Genomic DNA, 17,148 nt, shown 5'->3' on the forward strand with positions numbered 1-17,148 from the left:
TTACACAAAACCGATGATTTTCTTCATTTTTTAAATGATCAAAAACAGTAAGATGTCGTCATAACAGTAGAAATCTGATAGAAGGTTCATTTTATGAATTTCGTAAAAAAAATCGCTTATGCAACAACTTTAAGTGTGGCTACACTTGCTCCTGTTGTGAGTAGTCAGGTATTTGCTGCGCCCGTGGCTGCATCGACTCAGCAGGCGACGAATAGTTTGGTTCAACAATTATCAGGCTTACAAAGATTCACAGCAGATTTTGAACAAAGCACAAAAGTAGCTGCGAGTAATAAAGCAGTTCAGAAAAAAGGCTTAACTGCTCAACATATGAATCAGACTTTTAAAGGCATAATGAAAGTTGAACGACCTGGAAAGTTTTATTGGGAAACCACGAGTCCTGCGAAACAAACGATTGTGACTACAGGTAAAGTGGTATGGATTTATGATCCTGATTTACAACAAGCAGTACGTCAAAGCTTAGATGATCAAATTGCTAATACACCTGCATTATTATTATCAGGCAATACTAATCAGATTATGCAGTCTTATCGGGTGACCCAGCCTGACCGTAGCAAGCTTTATTATACTCTGTATCCAAAACAAGAGGATGGAGCATTTCAAAGTTTAACGATTAGTTTTGGTGCAAATAAGGCACCTAACTTGATGGTCTTAGCGGACTCATTAGGTCAGACGACTTATGTACGTTTTAGTAATATTAAAGTGAATCAGTCAATTCCAGCATCGGTATTTAATTTTACTCCGCCGAAAGGCACCGATATTATTGATCAGTAATTCTTTACCTATTTTAAAAAAAAGCCGCACATGTTGCGGCTTTTCTGTGAAAGTTGGATACATTTCTTAATTTCATCTCAGGACAAGGCTTTGTATAGTGAAGAAAAACATCAGAGACTTGCATGACGATGAATACTTCACAACTATCAAAAATTATTCCACTCATCCCAATTATGACGGTTGTTGTATTAGCGGGTTGCCAACCAAAACAAGATACCGCTGCGACAACTGAAAAAGTGGATATTCCATTGATTCATGCAAAAGTGGTGACAGTTAAAATTCCAAAACAAAAAGTCTGTTTGGAGGATGGCTGTACTAATTATGATTTACAAACGGTTGAAACCAATCAGAAATGGATTGATGAATATTTTGTGAATCGTATGAAAAAGGCAGAGCCGAATGCATTTTCCAATATTGCAGATCAAAAAGTAAAATTACCAGCAGATGAACCATCATTAAGTGAAAGTAGTACTTATGTTCGTTTTGTTGGGCAAAACTATAACTTAGCGACTTTTGCGATTCAGAGTTATTCCTATTCTGCGGGTGCTGCACATGGCATGTCACATCAAGAATTTGTGAATTTTGACTTAAGTAATAAAAAACACATCACTGTTAGTGAATTGCTTAAACCTGATATGAATACCAAACTACGTGATGAACTTTATGCCTCTAATCAGAACTGGTTAGAAGAGCACAGTATTAAAAAAGAAGATCTACAGGTCAGTGACAATTATTATTATGGTGTCAATGGGATTGTATTTGTTTACCCACTATATGAGTTAGCATCTTATGCGGAAGGGATGAGCGAATTGACATTACCGTACTATGCCGCCAAGCAGTTTGTGAAAGCAGAATATTTACCGAGCTTACCTAAAGATCCTAATTAGTTTATCTCAGCGCCTACATCTTAGCTGTGGGTGCTAAGACTTTATTGCCAATCACTGTATTTTTTTAGGTTAAAGCCTTACACTATAGCCAGTTTTTTCTCTATTCATGATTGATTATGATCGACCCAAAATTACTCAGAAATAATATTGAAGCGGTAAATGCTGCTTTAGCAAAACGTGGTATTCAGCTAAATGTGCAAGAGTGGGCTGATTTAGAAGTTCGCCGTAAAGATTTACAATCCAAAGCTGAAAATTTACAAGCAGAGCGTAATGCTGGTGCAAAACAAGTGGGTCAAATCAAAAAGTCGGGTGGAGATGCTTCCGAAATTATGGCACGTATGTCTGCCATTGGTGATGAGATCAAGGCAGCAGAAGTGGCTTTGGCTGAGTTGCAAACGGAGCTTGAACAAAAGTCTTTAGCTATTCCAAACTTACCTGATGAGTCTGTTCCAGAAGGTAAAGATGAAAGTGATAATCTAGAAATTTTAAAGTGGGGCACACCGCGCCAATTTGATTTCGAAATTAAAGATCATACTGATCTTGGCGAATGGATGGGCGGTCTTGAGTTTGAAACGGCAACAAAATTAACAGGTTCGCGTTTCAGTGTGTTGAAAGGGCCTTTGGCACGTTTGCAACGTGCTTTAACCCAATTTATGCTTGATACACATACGCTTAAAAATGGTTATACCGAGGCTTATGTTCCTTACTTAGTCAATGCAGATACTTTACGTGGTACTGGTCAACTACCTAAGTTTGAAGAAGACTTATTCAAGCTACAAGGTGAAAAAGAGTATTACTTGATTCCAACAGCCGAAGTGCCGATTACGAACTTTGTGCGTGACGAAATTATTGATGCTGATCGTTTGCCGTTGAAATATTCTGCACATACACCATGTTTCCGTAGTGAGGCAGGTTCTTATGGGCGTGATACTCGAGGTTTGATTCGTCAACATCAATTCGATAAGGTCGAAATGGTGCAAATCGTAAAACCAGAGCACTCTATGCAGGCACTTGAAGAATTAACTGCACATGCAGAGGGCATTTTGCAAGCACTTGGTTTGCCATATCGTAAGATTTTGCTCTGTGGTGGTGATATGGGCTTCGGTGCAGTTAAAACTTATGACTTAGAAGTATGGGTGCCGAGCCAAGACACTTATCGTGAAATTTCAAGCTGCTCAAATATGGGTGATTTCCAAGCACGCCGTATGAAAGCGCGTTACCGTGTAGACCAGAAGAAGATCGAATTGGTGCATACATTGAATGGTTCAGGTCTTGCGGTGGGTCGTACCTTGCTTGCAGTGATGGAAAACTATCAACGTGCAGATGGTTCAATCGAAATTCCAGAAGTTTTACGTCCATATATGGGCGGTATTAGCTACATCGATTAAACATTGCATCGATTTTGTGCATAGTTTTTGCTTTAGTTCAATCAGATTGAAAATATAGAGGCGTGATGTGGAAATTTTCCCAATCTCTTTAAAGTTGCAGCAGCAACGTTGTCTGATTGTTGGTGGTGGGCATATTGCCTACCGCAAAGCAAACCTGCTTGTTAAAGCTGGTGCAATTGTTGATGTGATTGCACCAGAGATTGAGCCTGAGTTACAACGATTAGTTGAAACATCGTTGGGTCAGTACATTCAAGCGCCTTTTTCTGAAAGTATTTTGGCTACGCCTTATCGTTTGGTGATTGCAGCAACAGATCAGCCTGATGTCAATAAAGCCGTTTTTGAGCAATGTGAAGCACGCAATCTGTTAGTCAACAGTGTTGATGATATTCCACATTGTCGATTCATGGTGCCAGCGATTATTGATCGTTCACCTTTGGTGATTTCAGTGGCTTCCAATGGCGCATCGCCTGTTTTATCTAGACAGCTACGCACTCAGATCGAAACCATTGTGCCGCACGGCATGGGTAAATTGGCTGAATTTTCGGGGCAATGGCGTAAGCAAGTGAAAGCCAAAATTGTCAATCCTGATGAGCGTCGTATCTTCTGGGAAAATTTGTACGCCAGTCCGTTGAAAGAACAGGTTTTCAATGACAATATTGATGTGGCGAATGATCTGATTGAGCAGGCATTAACTGAATGGACAGCACCGAAAGGTGAAGTGTATTTGGTCGGTGCGGGTCCAGGTGATCCTGAGCTTTTGACCTTAAAAGCATTACGCTTAATGCAGCAAGCGGATGTAGTGATTTACGATCGCTTAGTGTCTGCGCCTATCTTAGATTTGTGTCGTCGTGATGCTGAAAAGATCTACGTCGGTAAAGCACGTTCCAATCACTCGGTTCCACAAGATGGTATCAATGCTTTATTGGTTGAATATGCACAGCAAGGTAAACGTGTTTGTCGTTTAAAAGGCGGCGATCCATTTATCTTTGGACGTGGTGGAGAGGAAATTCAAGAGTTGGTGGAAGCCAATGTGACTTTTCAAGTTGTTCCTGGTATTACTGCTGCTTCAGGTTGTTCGGCTTATGCAGGGATTCCATTAACCCATCGTGATTATGCGCAAAGTGTACGTTTCTTAACAGGGCATCTAAAAGAAGGCTCACCTGAGTTACCTTGGAATGAACTGGTGTATGAAAACCAAACTTTAGTCCTTTATATGGGATTGGTCGGCTTGGAGCGTATTTGTGAACAATTAATTGCACACGGCCAACGTCCAACCATGCCTGTTGCATTGATCTCTAAAGGTACAACACCTGAACAAAAAGTTGTTGTTGGAACCTTAGCTGATATAGCCACCAAAGTGTCTGAACATCATATCGTAGCACCGACTTTAACTATTATTGGTGAAGTGGTGAGTCTACGTGAGCAGTTAAAATGGCAATAACATTCTCCCTAGACTTCCTTTAAAAAAGGGAGGTTAGGAGGGATTATTAAAAGTAGAGAAAATTTGTGATTCATGTTGTCCTATACGAACCTGAGATTCCAGCGAATACAGGTAATATCATTCGTTTATGTGCTAATACAGGTGCACAATTACACCTAGTCAAACCTTTAGGTTTTGAACTCGATGATAAAAAGTTAAAACGCGCTGGTTTGGACTATCACGAATGGGCAAGAATGTTGATATGGGACAATATTGAATTGTGTCTTGCTGATCTAAAGTCTAAAGGTGTTGAGCATGTATTTCCACTCACGACCAAAGGTACAGCAACACCGCATACCGTCGATCTTAATCGTCCAGTTGCCTTGTTAATGGGGCCTGAAACGCGTGGTTTACCTGAACAGGTACGTTTAATGTTCCCACAAGATCAGTGGATTCGTCTACCTATGGCTGAAAATTCAAGAAGTTTGAATCTTTCCAATGCGACAGCCGTAATCGTATATGAAGCATGGAGACAGCAGGGTTTCAAGGCTTTAGTTTAAATTTAATATTGAACAACTAAAACGGCTTAAAGTGATCTACTTTAAGTCGTTTTCTTGTTTTGAGGCTGAGTCAAACTTATGCTGAGCTGATATTACTTTTTCAATATTACTTTCAGCCCAATCTTTTAATTGAAACGCCATTTTGGCTACTTCTTGTCCTAGTGATGTTAATGAATAATCAACACGTATTGGAGACGTATTCTGGACCTGTCTTTCGATAAAACCATCGCGTTCCAGCATTTTTAGCTTTTGGGAAAGGACTTTAGGTGAAATACCTTGAATGCTCTTTTTTAGTAAATTGAAGTGCTGAGTTTCTCTGGCTAATACATTAATAATCAGTAAAACCCATTTATCTGCAATTTTTTCAAAAAATAAACGAGCAGGGCAATGTTGTTGATAAATATTATATTTTAATGCCTGATTCATTTAAATACTCTCATTTTCTTGGCTGATACTACCCAGTTACCATTAGGTAACTAATTGACACCTAGTTTCTAAAATATATCATTAAATCGAACTTTTTAAAAATTTTGGATTATCCGATGACAAAAATTGCGGTTGTATACTTCTCTGGCTATGGCCATACCAAAGTTGTTGCTGAAACTTTTGCGGGTGCAATTGACGCAGCTTTGATTGAAATTGATCAGAATGGTGATATTACTGAACAAGATTGGCAGACACTCAATACTGCACAAGGAATTGTGTTTGGAGCACCAACCTATATGGCAGCGACACCTTGGCAGTTTAAGAAATTTGCTGATGCTTCCTCAAAGATTTGGTTTACTCGTGGTTGGCAAGATAAAGTTTTTGCTGGTTTTACCAACAGTGCTAGCTTGAATGGTGATAAGCAAATCACTTTGATCCAATTACAAACCTTGGCATCTCAGCATGGTGGAATTTGGGTTAGCTTAGGTTTGTTGCCAGCCAATACCAAAGATGCGAAACGTGAAGATGTAAATAACTTAGGGGGTTCTGTTGGTTTGTTGGTTCAATCGCCATCAGATGCGAGTACGGATGAGATTCCTACAGGGGACTTGGAAACAGCCAAGCTTTATGCGAAACGTGTGCAATCTATTGTTGATAAATTGCATGGATAATTTTAAAAAATAAAAAAGGCGCATTGAGCGCCTTTTTTGAATTGTGAAATGTTATCGGTCATCAAACTCATTATGTTGAGGGGCATTGTATTTAAAGCCTTTGGTTTTATAACCAAGGTATAAAATACCAAACATTGCCCACCATAAACCGTATTTTAATGCAGTGTCTTCAATTTCAAGCCACATCGCAAACACGCTGATAAATCCTAAGAGAGGAATAATCACAAAGCTTAGAATATCTTTGAACGTCTTGGTGCGACCGTCACGTAGAGCATAACGTGAAATCACTGACAGGTTCACAAAGGTGAAGGCAATCAGAGCACCAAAGCTGATCATAGAAATCACAACATCCAGACTCATAAAGCCTGCACTCAACGCAACCAATCCTACAATCAGGATGTTGTATGAAGGTGTAAAGGTTTTAGGACTAATATGACCAAAGATTTTCTTATTAATCACCCCATCACGGCCCATAACATACATCAAACGAGACACACCTGCATGCGCAGAAATCCCAGATGCCATGACTGTCACAATCGCAAAAGCAAGTACGTAAGATTGGAACAATGAACCACCAACCAATAATAGAATATCTGGTTGAGTCGCTGCGACATCTTGGAAATAGCTTTTTGGATCATTAGGAAAATAGATTTGCATGAAGTAAGTGCTGATAATGAAAATCACACCAGCAAATAATGCTGTTAAGAATATTGCTTTCGGCAAAGTCTTTTCAGTGTCTTTGGTTTCTTCAGCAAGAGAGCTGAGTGAATCAAAGCCTGTAAATGAGAAGCACAGTAAGGTTGCGCCTGTAACTAATGCACCAACTGAGGTGAGTTCATTCCAGAAGGGTTCTAAGCTCCAAAGCTGATAACGCGTTTCTGCAGTAATTACACCTTCGGCGTTATAACCCATTTGTAATTTGCTATAAACCAAATATGTAAATACAGCAATTACAATAAGTTGGACTAAAACAATCAGACTGTTGAAGTTCGCAACAAAACGTGCGCCACGTAGATTAATCCCAGTCATAAAGGCAGTTAGGACAATCACCCAAACCCAATGATTCACATCTGGAAATAATGCTTCAAGATAAATGACGGCCAAAATAATATTGACCATTGGCGAAAGCAAATAATCTAGCCATGAAGACCATCCCACCATAAAACCAACGTTTGGATGGATAGATTTTTGCGCATAGGTGTAAGCCGACCCTGATGATGGGTAACGGCGAATCATGTGACCATAACTGATCGATGTGAATAAAATTGCAACTAAGGCAACAATATAAGAAGTCGGAACATGATGATGACTTTCTTCAGATACTAACCCAAAAGTATCAAACAACGTCATGGGTTGAATATAGGCTAAGCCAATAATAATAATGTGCCAGAGACCTAGCGTTTTTTGCAGCTTAGCTACCGATGGAGTCCCAGAGATATTTGTCAACGGCGTTATCCTCGTAATCGTTGATCAAGGATCAGCTATGGTTTAAGGATCATTTGAGACGAAATGATCCCCCCTACAGGAATAAGAAGTGCGCCAATTTATCTCAAATCCCTATAAATTGTCAGCACTTTTATGTTTTTTTTAGCAATTTTTTTGCCAATTTGCGAGACAAACCGATGAATAAAGATTCACCTAAAATATAAAATCCCCAATATCGAATAGGTATTGGGGATTTTTGCTTGTAAAAAATTAATTAAATAAATGAATTACCAAGCTTTTTGTAAAATTGCACGAATATCCTGCAAGTTTGCTTCTTTCGGATTATAAATGATTGAACCATCATTTAATGCCTTTTCTGCAACTTCATCTAATTGCGCTTCAGTCACTTTGCCAGTTTCACGTAAAGTACGTGGTAACTTGGTTAAGCTGAATAAACGATCACGCATGGTTAAAATCGTTGCAATTGCTTTATCAGCGCGCAGATTGGCAGGTGTTTGTGCGTAAATATCCGCACCAGCAAGTGGTAGTAATAACTCACCAATTTTATCGCCATTGATCTCTTTGTTGTATTCAAGCACATAAGGTAGAAATAAGTTCATGCAAAGTCCGTGGGGGAGATGCGCAACAGCACCTAAAGCATGACCGAGTGAATGAACTAAACCAACCATTGAGTTAGAAAATGCGATACCCGCCATAGTTGATGCTTGAGCAAGCTCTAAACGACCTTGGGCATCACTTGGGTTATCTAAAACTTTAAATAAATTTTCGCTAATTTTCTTGATGCCCGCACTTGCATAAGCATCACTCAGTGGATTTGCAGCTAAGCATGTATATGCTTCAACACAGTGCGTCAGTGCATCCATACCCGTCATTGCAGTAAGATGAGGCGGCAATGTCATGGTCATGCGTGGATCAAGAATCGCTGCATGAGGCATAAGATAATAAGATGCGAACGCTAACTTCACATTGCGTTGAACGTCAGATACAACAGCAACCATGGTCACTTCTGAACCTGTGCCTGATGTGGTCGGAATCACAAAAAATGGTTTTAGTGGCTTCGGAAGATTATGTGCACCAGAGTACTGAAGTAAATCATCGCCACCCTCTGAAACCAAAATATTGGTTGCTTTTGAGGTATCAATGACTGAACCACCACCAATTGCAATGATTGCATCGCAATTTTGCTTACGATAAGTTTCGGCAGCTAAGCGGACCACTTCTAAGCTTGAGTCTGGCGGAACATCGTCAAAAATTGCACCGATGACAGCATCTGTTGTGCTAAAGGCAGCTTCAATTGGGCTTAATAATCCGTTTGCACGCACGCCTTTATCTGTAATGATCATTGGGCGTTTTGCGCCTAAAGTAGCAAGTTCAAAAGGGATGTGCTCTAACGCAGCATTACCAGCAATTACTTTTACAGGACAGAAAAATTCGTAATAAGGCTTAGCCATGTTATGCACTCCGTTTAAAGTAAGATTGTGCGACTTTAAGATAGATATTTTTTGCACCAGAGAATTTTTGTTTCAATGTTAATTCTGCTGGATAACGTTTTACCGCAAGTGAGGCGATCAGTTTAGGTAAGATTAATGCTTCCATCTTATTTAAACAGCGTACGAGACGAATAGCGCTCGATACATCTCCATCTGCAATCATGCGATCATTTGCGAAAGCTTGTGCTGTACTCTCTTGAAAAGAGAAAACTAAAAATGCATGGGTTAAATGCTTAAATGTGATGGTTAGATCAGGCTTACCTTTATAATTTGGTAAAAGTTCTAATTGCTTTTCTTCTGTTACTTTTGCAACAAATGCAGGTCCATTTGGGAAAACATTCATTGAAAGCACAAAACCAACAGGAAATTTAGACACTTCCTCTTGTACTTCATTATCCACTTGGCTTGCCATTACTAAACCACGACCAACAACATCCATCATGAGTTTTACGTAGGCAAATTGCAAAGTGGGCTTCACTGCTTTGGTCGAAATCACTTGCGTATCCCTTGTTAAAATTATGCAAAAGCAAATTTAGAGTATTTACTCTAATTTATTTCTTTGTAATTGAAAAGTAGTTTATTCAGATTTGACTACGAGGTCATGAAAGTAATCTGTATTTTTTAAATATTGAATAATATCCTTACAGAGCTGCTCAAAACTTGGGTAGTCACTTAATAGGTCTTGTAAGCGTACCATTTCTAAACCAGTGTATCCACACGGATTAATCGTTTGAAAACCTGTTAAATCACAATCGATATTCAGAGCTAAGCCATGGTAGCTACGTCCGCGACGAATTTTAAAACCTAGAGATCCAATTTTTCGACCATCCACATACACGCCAGGCGCATCTGGTTTTGCATAAGCTTCGATGTTGTACATTTTAAGCAAATCAATCATTGCTTGTTCAGCAAAGCTCACCAAAGTGCGTACATGCCATTTCAAACGGTTTAAATCCAATAAGAAATAAGCAACTAGTTGTCCTTTGCCGTGCCAAGTTACTTGTCCACCACGATCTGTATGTACAATAGGCAAGTGGCTTTGAGTGAGGATATGTTCAGCTTTACCAGCTTGACCTTGAGTGAGAACATCTTGATGTTGCAATAACCAAATTTCATCAGGCGTAGTTTCATCACGATTCGCTGTAAACTCTTTCATTGCTTCAAAGCGAGTCGTGTAATCCTCTAGATCATGAAAACAGCGAACAATTAAGCTGGGTTTATCAAGGTTCGTCACAATAAACTTCCTTTGACTGAATAAATACTTTTGTACGGAAAATCTGCTCTAGCTGATCGTTACTCGATTGATAAGGATTCACACAGTTTGACCATTCACGAATCAGTTGAATTTGAGCATATTGAACAGCCTCATTACTTTGTAGTTTAGAGTAAAAGACTTGCGTACGTTTTGCTAAAAATTGAGGATCATTGCCTAATTTTAACTGTTCTTTATTTTCTCGTTGCATTGATAATTTTGCATTATTTAATAATTGAGATTTATCTTGAGTATTTAATGATTTTGCAATAGATAAACATTGTATTCCATACGTTGGTATTAACAGTTTCTGAGGTTGTGAAAAGGCAACAGCCGTTAAATAGTGATGTTTATATTCCTGATCAAGATAACCTAGTAAACGATCTTTTAATTGCTCAAATTCTTTCAGTGGAATAGGTTTTAAGCTTTTTAATTCTTTCTTTGTTAACTCATATTCTTTACGAATCAGATCCACATTGATTTCTGCAATTTGATTCGGTTTAAAAGCATAGGATTTACTATTCAAAAGAGTTGTATGACGCTGCTGCATCATTTTAACGGTATCGCTTAATTGTTTTTCAGAGTATTTGCTGGCATCGTAAACACCTTTAAACTCGCATAGCTCATCTTGCCATATGAAATTTGCTGTTTTTGCATAGCAAAAACTTGATGCTAAAATCATGGTTGTGGAAACTAAAAATCTTATTTTCATCCGTTATTTCACAAAATGCTTAAATGATAAACATAAATATATTTAATTTTATCAGTGGCTTGTATGGTTGTATATTTTTATAATCTAAAAAAATCCAAAATACTTTCGCATTTTGGATTCCTTTTTTTAAAGCGCTGTCTTAATTAAAGGACAAGCTGCAAGATCTGCATATAAAGCATGAACTTGCTCCAACTCTTCAAAGCGTAATTGCGCAGTTAAAGAATGGTATTTACCTGTACGTGATGGCTGAACTTTAACAGTACCTCCATCAAATTCTGGGAAGTGCTTCTGCAAAATATCAACAACAGCTACTCGAAGTTCATCCCCTGCATTACCAATCAATTTGATTGGATAGTCCATCGGGAAAACCCAAAGATGTTCTTGCAATTCACGAGAAGGAGTGCGGTCTAACATGAGCAACCTCTTAATTTGAAACGCCTGCATCAGTGCAGGCGCTTTTTGATCTAATAACTAGATGGGGATGAAATGTTTAGTTTCAAGTCTTGAATGGTGGTTCTCACCATCACTCAAAATTTCCCAATATTAGTCATTTTCCAAGAATGAACGTAAGTGTTCTGAGCGAGAAGGATGGCGAAGTTTGCGTAATGCTTTCGCTTCAATCTGACGAATACGCTCACGTGTTACATCAAATTGTTTACCAACTTCTTCTAAAGTATGGTCGGTTGGCATATCGATACCAAAACGCATTTTCAATACTTTAGCTTCACGTTCAGTTAAGTTTTCAAGCACTTCGCGAGTTGCTTCTTTTAAGCCTTCTGAAGTAGCAGCATCAATTGGAGATGTGATGTTGCCATCTTCAATGAAGTCACCAAGATGCGAATCTTCATCATCACCGATCGGTGTTTCCATCGAAATCGGCTCTTTAGCGATTTTAAGCACTTTACGAACTTTAACTTCGTCCATTTCCAGACGTTCGCCTAATTCTTCAGGAGTAGGCTCACGACCCATTTCTTGAAGAAGTTGACGTGAAACACGATTGATTTTGTTGATTGTCTCAATCATGTGCACTGGGATACGAATGGTACGTGCTTGGTCGGCAATCGATCGCGTAATTGCCTGACGAATCCACCAAGTTGCATAGGTCGAGAATTTATAACCACGACGATATTCAAACTTGTCTACAGCTTTCATCAAACCAATGTTACCTTCCTGAATAAGATCAAGGAATTGTAAACCACGGTTTGTATATTTTTTCGCAATCGAAATTACCAAACGTAAGTTGGCTTCAACCATTTCTTTCTTAGCGCGACGAGCTTTCGCTTCGCCTACAGCCATACGTTTAGAAATATCTTTAATTTCTTTAACGTTTAGATCTAGTTCTTTTTCGATGTCAGCAATCTTTTGTTGGAATGCTAATACATCTGGGCGAACTTTTTCTAAATGTGCTTTTGTTTCGGCAGGTGCTTTTGCAATTTGCTCATCTAACCAAGCAGGGTTTGATTCTTGCTCAGGGAAAGTCATACGGAAAGTTGTACGATCCATGCGACCACGACGAACTGCATAACGCATGATTTCACGTTCATTAGTACGAATTTGATCATGAGTGCCGCGAATCATTTCTGAAATAATGTCAAATAGACGCGGTGTAAATTTGAACATCATGAACACAGTTGCTAATGATTCAAGCGCAACTTTTGCTTCTTCGCTATTACGACCATGTTTACTGATAATGGCTTTAGTATCATTCCAAGCATTTTCTAGCTCAGTAAAACGAGCCTTAGCAATTTCTGGATCTGGACCTGATTCACCTTCAGAATCATCATCACCTTCAGATTCTTCGTCTTCATCTTCATCGTCGAGTTTTACTTCTTTTGCCGTTGCTGGAGTGCCAGCTTCTTCAATTTCAGCTTCTTCAAGAACTTCTGGAATTTCTTCATCAGATTCTGGATCTAAATAACCAGAAAGAATATCAGCAAGACGACGCTCGCCAGTTAAAAAATCATTATATTCTTTTAAAACGACTTCAACAGCATTTGGCCAGTAAGCGATTGAGTGTAAAACGTCACGTATACCTTCTTCGATACGTTTCGCAATACTAATTTCGCCTTCACGCGTGAGAAGTTCAACAGTTCCCATTTCACGCATATACATACGAACTGGATCAGTGGTACGACCAGGCTCACTTTCAACTGAGGCTAATACTGCTGCCGCTTCTTCTTCTGCAACTTCATCAGCTGCTTCAGTTGATTCACCGAACATGGTGTCATCAGTTTCAGGCGCACGTTCATGCACAGGAATCCCGACATCTTGAAGCATTTGAATAATGTCTTCAATTTGCTCACTTTCCGTAATTGAGTCTGGGAGATGATCGTTAACCTCAGCGTAAGTTAAGTAACCTTGTTCTTTGCCTCGGCTAATCAGAGCCGCTACTTGCGAAGTAGGGGAATTCATATCGCTCATCTTTGCTTACTCTTTTGTTGAATCTGTGGCGGTGAAAAACCGTGCATGATAGCACAATTCACTCAGAATGTTTTGGATTTGATCCGTTAACTTTAAATAAAAAAATATGTTTGATTTCATGCTAGTTTCTAAAATATGGGGCTAGATCAATTTTTTTCAAGTATTAAGTCATGTCAAAAATATTTTTTCGATCTAAATACTATTAGACTATAAATACACAAAAAAACTGCCGAAAAAAAGTACAAAACAAGGTTTTATAGTAAAAAAATCAAATAAAACTTGACACGGATGGCTAAGACCGATAAATAGCGGCTAGACCCAATTACATTTTTCATAATATAGAGGTAGTGTTAGTGTCTTCTACAGATTTTGAATTAGATGATGATAACTACGGTGAGGATGATGTTAGTTTTGATGAATCATCAGGAAAAATCAGTGCCAAAGAATCATTAGAAAAGCGCCGTTTGATTGATGATTTATTAGCTCAACGTCGTTTGGAGCGTGAATTAAAAGATTTTGACTATGATTTCGACGATGATGATCTTGGTGATGAAGACTAAGCAAAATTGCTGAGACTTTGGGCTTTAAGATGTTATGCTGTTGCCGATGTTTTTTAGAAATTGGATAAATAATGAGTACGTTAGATTTAGACTTATTGAGTAACTATCTTGACGGTGACCAAAACGAACATGGTCTAGATTTTGCGGCAACTCATGGCTTTCTATGTGCGATAGCTGTAGGGCCAAAATTTGATCGTTGGTTAGATGAACTGTTCGATAATAACCAAAAGAAAATTCCGAATGAAGTCATTGAACAAATCAAACTTTGGTTAGAATCACTACGACAAGATTTAGCCAATGAAAATGGGATCGAGTTTCCATTTGAAATTGAAGAAGCCGATGTGGAATCTAGCTTAGGTGATTGGAGTGTTGGTTTTGTTGATGCGATGTTCTTAAATGAAGATGCATGGTTTGCGCCTGAATTTGAAGAGCAATTGATTGACTTAACTTTACCGATTATGGTCTTTAGCGGTATTGATGAAGAAGACCCTCAAATGGAGTCTTTCCGTCGTAATGGTCAATTGATGGATGAATTAGCTGAAGAAATTCCAGATAATTTAAATGAACTTTATTTAATGTATCACACGCCATCTTAAATCAATATTCTGCATTATCAGGATCTAGGTTTTGGTATATAGCATAGTTAAAAGATTAAATAAAAAACGTTCTTCAAGGACGTTTTTTTATTACTGTTGTTGTGATTTGTATCGAAGAAATATTTATATAAAGGTTGCTAAAGGTTTGTAAGAAATAAACTAAGGCCTAAAGTACCTAGAATAATACCAATAATACGATTTATATTGTGTTGTTGAGCGAGAATTTTATTTCGGATTACTGGATTTGAGCAAAAAAGTGCAATTAAACAGAACCATAAGAGATGCATGCCTGATATGTAAATACCATAAGCAAACAGTTTTGTTAAGCTATTTTCTGATGTCATGATTTGAGAATAAATACTCATTACAAAGAGAGTAGTTTTAGGATTTAAGCTATTGGTCAAAAAACCATGTTGAAAGGTTTTCCAATGCGTCGTTTCAGTATTATCTTCATTTAATATAATTGGACGCTGTGTATAGGTTTTATAACCGATATATATTAAATAACTTGCACCGATGTATTGAATAAACTGAATTAAATTTGGAATATGATTTTTTAGAAAGCTTAATCCAATTAGGCTATAACTAATATGTACCCAAACACCGCAGGCAATTCCAAAGGCTGTGTATATTCCTAAACGGCGTCCATATAGGTAACTATTGCGAGTAATCAGTGCAAAATCTGCACCTGGGCTTATTACTGCTAGTATCGTAACCAGCGCCACAGCAATTATTTCATTCACTCATTTATTCCAAATATCGGCATTACTAGAATTTCTATATTTTTCATATCTTTGTTATAGTTTAAATCGAAATTAATTCTCTAATACATATGAGTTTTTGGAATGATTGAGCGTTTATCTCTGAATTCACTAAAGTTTTTTTATTATGTTGCTCGTTTTGAAAGTATGACGATTGCATCAAAAAAGTTATTTGTGACTCAAGGTGCAGTCAGTAAGCAGCTCAGAAATTTAGAAGATAGTTTGGGTTTTAATCTATTTAGTCGAGAAACACGAAAATTAAGTCTAACCACAGAGGGTGAGATTTTATTTGAGTGTTGTCAGCAAATATTCCAACAGCTAGATCAATGTTTATTAGATTTAAAAGATCAGTCTAAAAATAGCCAAAATTTAGTTCTTTCATGTGAGCCCACCATTGCTATGAAATGGCTCATCCCACGACTGAATAAGTTTAAAAATCTTTATCCTGAATTTGATGTGACGCTGTTAACGGGTGGTGGGGCAGTAAATTTTCACGATCAAAAAGTAGATTTGGCGTTAAGACGTAATGATTTTGATTGGGGTGATGGAATTTACAGTGAAAAAATTGCCGATGAAACTATGCTATGTGTGGTGGCAAAAAATGCCCAATTAACCCATCGGCAAATTTTTATTTCTGCATCTAGACCAAAACTTTGGCAGCAATTTAAGCAACAAAATGTTGAGTTGCTCAAAGATTATAAAAAAACATCACTTGAACATTTTTATCTGTGTATTGAGGCAAGTTTGGCGGGTTTAGGCGCAACATTGGTTTCTGCATATATGGTCGAAAAGGAAGTGAAATTTCAAATGTTTGATTTAATTAGTTCAGGATATCAAGATGAATCTTCTTATTTTTTACTATCTGCTGAACCATTTGAAAATGATGTGAGAAAGCTCTTATTCATAGATTGGTTAAGAGTTGAAATGCAGGCAAGTCAATTAAGGTCTTCATCACTTAAGCCAAAGCACGACTCTGATTGCTAGATGTGTCGTATACAATCACTTAATAGAATGAGAAAGATCGATCAAAAGGTATTTTGATTCAGTGCCTTAAATCTTTTAATAATAGAGTAGACGATAAAATGCTTCAAAATTTAGTTAGAAAGTTTTGTAAGATGCCACACATGTTCATAGGCAATAACTTTACCCTTTAAGTTTTCTGGGCTTGAGGCAAGTAAATCAATATCGTAGTCTCGAGCATAATGTTGAATTAATTCATATTCAGCAACAGAAAAAGGCGGTCCTGCTAATAACGTTTGATCATATTCAACACTAATCAAAAGTTGTGGGGCTTGATCAGTAATTTTTGAAAGATCTTGGGTATATTGTTTACGCATTTGTTCAGGCAGTGCAATAAGTGCAGCCCGATCATAAATTGCATCGACTTGATCGAGTTGTGCTGATGTTAATGCAAAAAAATCACCAACAAATAAATCAATTTGAGGGTGATGGTAATGGATTAATGTTCCTACTTGATGCTCTTCAAATGTAAGACCTAGATCTACCATAAGATCTTGAATGGCAATCGGACTCAGATCAATTCCAATGACATGATAACCTTGATCAAAAAGCCAAGCTATATCACGGCTTTTTCCGCAAAGGGGAACAAATACGGTTGCGCCTTTCACTAAATTTAAACACGAAAAATATTTTATGAGTAAGCTATGAGGTTGATCTTGATGAAAGCCGATATTATTGGATTTCCATTTATCATGCCAAAAATCATGTTGCATTAATCAATCCTCACTTTTTACGCTTAAATAATA

At 37.9% G+C, this 17,148-nt stretch carries 19 protein-coding genes; 9 read left to right on the forward strand and 10 right to left on the reverse strand.

Annotated elements, in window-relative coordinates; all coding sequences use genetic code 11:
- Window positions 1-93: 93 nt before the first annotated feature.
- The 5 genes from lolA to NGC85_RS04105 all read left to right on the forward strand — a co-directional run bounded on the left by lolA (window position 94) and on the right by NGC85_RS04105 (window position 5,047).
- Window positions 94-792, forward strand: coding sequence for an outer membrane lipoprotein chaperone LolA (gene lolA / locus NGC85_RS04085; RefSeq protein ID WP_254804929.1), 699 nt, complete (start codon window positions 94-96; stop codon window positions 790-792).
- Window positions 793-914: 122 nt separating this feature from the next.
- A complete protein-coding gene (locus tag NGC85_RS04090) occupies window positions 915-1,679 on the forward strand; it encodes an RsiV family protein (RefSeq protein WP_254804930.1) in 765 nt (254 codons plus the stop codon).
- Window positions 1,680-1,795: 116 nt separating this feature from the next.
- Window positions 1,796-3,067, forward strand: a complete 1,272-nt coding sequence (gene serS / locus NGC85_RS04095; protein ID WP_005055695.1) for a serine--tRNA ligase — start codon at window positions 1,796-1,798, stop codon at window positions 3,065-3,067.
- A gap of 67 nt (window positions 3,068-3,134) precedes the next feature.
- Complete coding sequence (gene cysG / locus NGC85_RS04100) at window positions 3,135-4,508, forward strand: siroheme synthase CysG (protein ID WP_254804931.1); 1,374 nt, start codon at window positions 3,135-3,137, stop codon at window positions 4,506-4,508.
- A 65-nt stretch (window positions 4,509-4,573) separates the two neighbouring features.
- Window positions 4,574-5,047 carry a tRNA (cytidine(34)-2'-O)-methyltransferase gene (locus NGC85_RS04105; RefSeq protein ID WP_254804932.1) on the forward strand — a complete coding sequence of 158 codons (474 nt, stop codon included), beginning with the start codon at window positions 4,574-4,576 and terminating at the stop codon, window positions 5,045-5,047.
- 36 nt (window positions 5,048-5,083) lie between these two features.
- On the opposite strand, the gene NGC85_RS04110 is transcribed toward NGC85_RS04105, so the two are convergent.
- Window positions 5,084-5,473, reverse strand: a complete 390-nt coding sequence (locus NGC85_RS04110) for a helix-turn-helix domain-containing protein (RefSeq protein ID WP_254804933.1) — start codon at window positions 5,471-5,473, stop codon at window positions 5,084-5,086.
- Between the two features lie 116 nt (window positions 5,474-5,589).
- Between NGC85_RS04110 and NGC85_RS04115 the strand changes: the two genes are divergently transcribed.
- Window positions 5,590-6,144: a flavodoxin family protein gene (locus NGC85_RS04115; RefSeq protein ID WP_254804934.1), complete on the forward strand. Its 555-nt coding sequence runs from the start codon at window positions 5,590-5,592 to the stop codon at window positions 6,142-6,144.
- Window positions 6,145-6,195: 51 nt separating this feature from the next.
- On the opposite strand, the gene NGC85_RS04120 is transcribed toward NGC85_RS04115, so the two are convergent.
- From NGC85_RS04120 to rpoD, 7 genes are all read right to left on the reverse strand, one after another.
- Complete coding sequence (locus NGC85_RS04120; protein WP_005055685.1) at window positions 6,196-7,590, reverse strand: APC family permease; 1,395 nt, start codon at window positions 7,588-7,590, stop codon at window positions 6,196-6,198.
- A gap of 266 nt (window positions 7,591-7,856) precedes the next feature.
- The gene (locus NGC85_RS04125) at window positions 7,857-9,041 is read right to left on the reverse strand and encodes an iron-containing alcohol dehydrogenase (protein ID WP_005055684.1); all 1,185 of its coding nucleotides are present in this window, start codon (window positions 9,039-9,041) and stop codon (window positions 7,857-7,859) included.
- A gap of 1 nt (window position 9,042) precedes the next feature.
- Entirely contained in the window at window positions 9,043-9,576 is a 534-nt protein-coding gene (locus NGC85_RS04130) for a hypothetical protein (RefSeq protein WP_005055681.1), read from the reverse strand.
- 81 nt (window positions 9,577-9,657) lie between these two features.
- A complete protein-coding gene (gene lipB, locus NGC85_RS04135) occupies window positions 9,658-10,314 on the reverse strand; it encodes a lipoyl(octanoyl) transferase LipB (protein ID WP_254804935.1) in 657 nt (218 codons plus the stop codon).
- Window positions 10,301-11,014, reverse strand: a complete 714-nt coding sequence (locus tag NGC85_RS04140; RefSeq protein ID WP_368407615.1) for a hypothetical protein — start codon at window positions 11,012-11,014, stop codon at window positions 10,301-10,303. Before NGC85_RS04140 ends, lipB begins: the two co-directional genes overlap by 14 nt.
- Window positions 11,015-11,170: 156 nt before the next feature.
- Entirely contained in the window at window positions 11,171-11,458 is a 288-nt protein-coding gene (locus tag NGC85_RS04145) for a YbeD family protein (protein WP_004664473.1), read from the reverse strand.
- A gap of 129 nt (window positions 11,459-11,587) precedes the next feature.
- Entirely contained in the window at window positions 11,588-13,465 is a 1,878-nt protein-coding gene (rpoD, locus tag NGC85_RS04150) for an RNA polymerase sigma factor RpoD (RefSeq protein WP_005061816.1), read from the reverse strand.
- Window positions 13,466-13,818: 353 nt separating this feature from the next.
- Here rpoD and NGC85_RS04155 point away from each other — a divergent pair, with 353 nt between their 5' ends.
- Both NGC85_RS04155 and NGC85_RS04160 read left to right on the forward strand, forming a co-directional pair.
- Entirely contained in the window at window positions 13,819-14,025 is a 207-nt protein-coding gene (locus NGC85_RS04155; RefSeq protein ID WP_005055674.1) for a PA3496 family putative envelope integrity protein, read from the forward strand.
- Window positions 14,026-14,096: 71 nt separating this feature from the next.
- Window positions 14,097-14,621: a YecA family protein gene (locus NGC85_RS04160; RefSeq protein ID WP_005055671.1), complete on the forward strand. Its 525-nt coding sequence runs from the start codon at window positions 14,097-14,099 to the stop codon at window positions 14,619-14,621.
- 137 nt (window positions 14,622-14,758) lie between these two features.
- Here NGC85_RS04160 and NGC85_RS04165 read toward each other — a convergent pair whose 3' ends face one another.
- Complete coding sequence (locus NGC85_RS04165) at window positions 14,759-15,364, reverse strand: LysE family translocator (protein ID WP_254804937.1); 606 nt, start codon at window positions 15,362-15,364, stop codon at window positions 14,759-14,761.
- A 102-nt stretch (window positions 15,365-15,466) separates the two neighbouring features.
- Between NGC85_RS04165 and NGC85_RS04170 the strand changes: the two genes are divergently transcribed.
- Window positions 15,467-16,366 carry a LysR family transcriptional regulator gene (locus NGC85_RS04170; RefSeq protein ID WP_254804938.1) on the forward strand — a complete coding sequence of 300 codons (900 nt, stop codon included), beginning with the start codon at window positions 15,467-15,469 and terminating at the stop codon, window positions 16,364-16,366.
- A gap of 110 nt (window positions 16,367-16,476) precedes the next feature.
- Here the strand turns inward: NGC85_RS04170 and tmpT are convergent, their stop codons facing one another.
- Window positions 16,477-17,115, reverse strand: a complete 639-nt coding sequence (gene tmpT / locus NGC85_RS04175; RefSeq protein WP_254804939.1) for a thiopurine S-methyltransferase — start codon at window positions 17,113-17,115, stop codon at window positions 16,477-16,479.
- Window positions 17,116-17,148 lie beyond the last annotated feature (33 nt).

This window comes from Acinetobacter sp. Z1, assembly GCF_024296945.1.
Classification (GTDB): Bacteria; Pseudomonadota; Gammaproteobacteria; order Pseudomonadales; family Moraxellaceae; genus Acinetobacter; species Acinetobacter beijerinckii.

Coding starts and splice junctions, on each gene's coding strand:
- lolA (WP_254804929.1), top strand. CDS start 94: ATGAATTTCGTAAAAAAAATCGCTTATGCAACAACTTTAAGTGTGGCT.
- NGC85_RS04090 (WP_254804930.1), top strand. CDS start 915: ATGACGATGAATACTTCACAACTATCAAAAATTATTCCACTCATCCCA.
- serS (WP_005055695.1), top strand. CDS start 1,796: ATGATCGACCCAAAATTACTCAGAAATAATATTGAAGCGGTAAATGCT.
- NGC85_RS04110 (WP_254804933.1), bottom strand. CDS start 5,473: ATGAATCAGGCATTAAAATATAATATTTATCAACAACATTGCCCTGCT.
- NGC85_RS04115 (WP_254804934.1), top strand. CDS start 5,590: ATGACAAAAATTGCGGTTGTATACTTCTCTGGCTATGGCCATACCAAA.
- NGC85_RS04125 (WP_005055684.1), bottom strand. CDS start 9,041: ATGGCTAAGCCTTATTACGAATTTTTCTGTCCTGTAAAAGTAATTGCT.
- NGC85_RS04140 (WP_368407615.1), bottom strand. CDS start 11,014: ATGATTTTAGCATCAAGTTTTTGCTATGCAAAAACAGCAAATTTCATA.
- NGC85_RS04145 (WP_004664473.1), bottom strand. CDS start 11,458: ATGTTAGACCGCACTCCTTCTCGTGAATTGCAAGAACATCTTTGGGTT.
- rpoD (WP_005061816.1), bottom strand. CDS start 13,465: ATGAGCGATATGAATTCCCCTACTTCGCAAGTAGCGGCTCTGATTAGC.
- NGC85_RS04160 (WP_005055671.1), top strand. CDS start 14,097: ATGAGTACGTTAGATTTAGACTTATTGAGTAACTATCTTGACGGTGAC.
- NGC85_RS04170 (WP_254804938.1), top strand. CDS start 15,467: ATGATTGAGCGTTTATCTCTGAATTCACTAAAGTTTTTTTATTATGTT.
- tmpT (WP_254804939.1), bottom strand. CDS start 17,115: ATGCAACATGATTTTTGGCATGATAAATGGAAATCCAATAATATCGGC.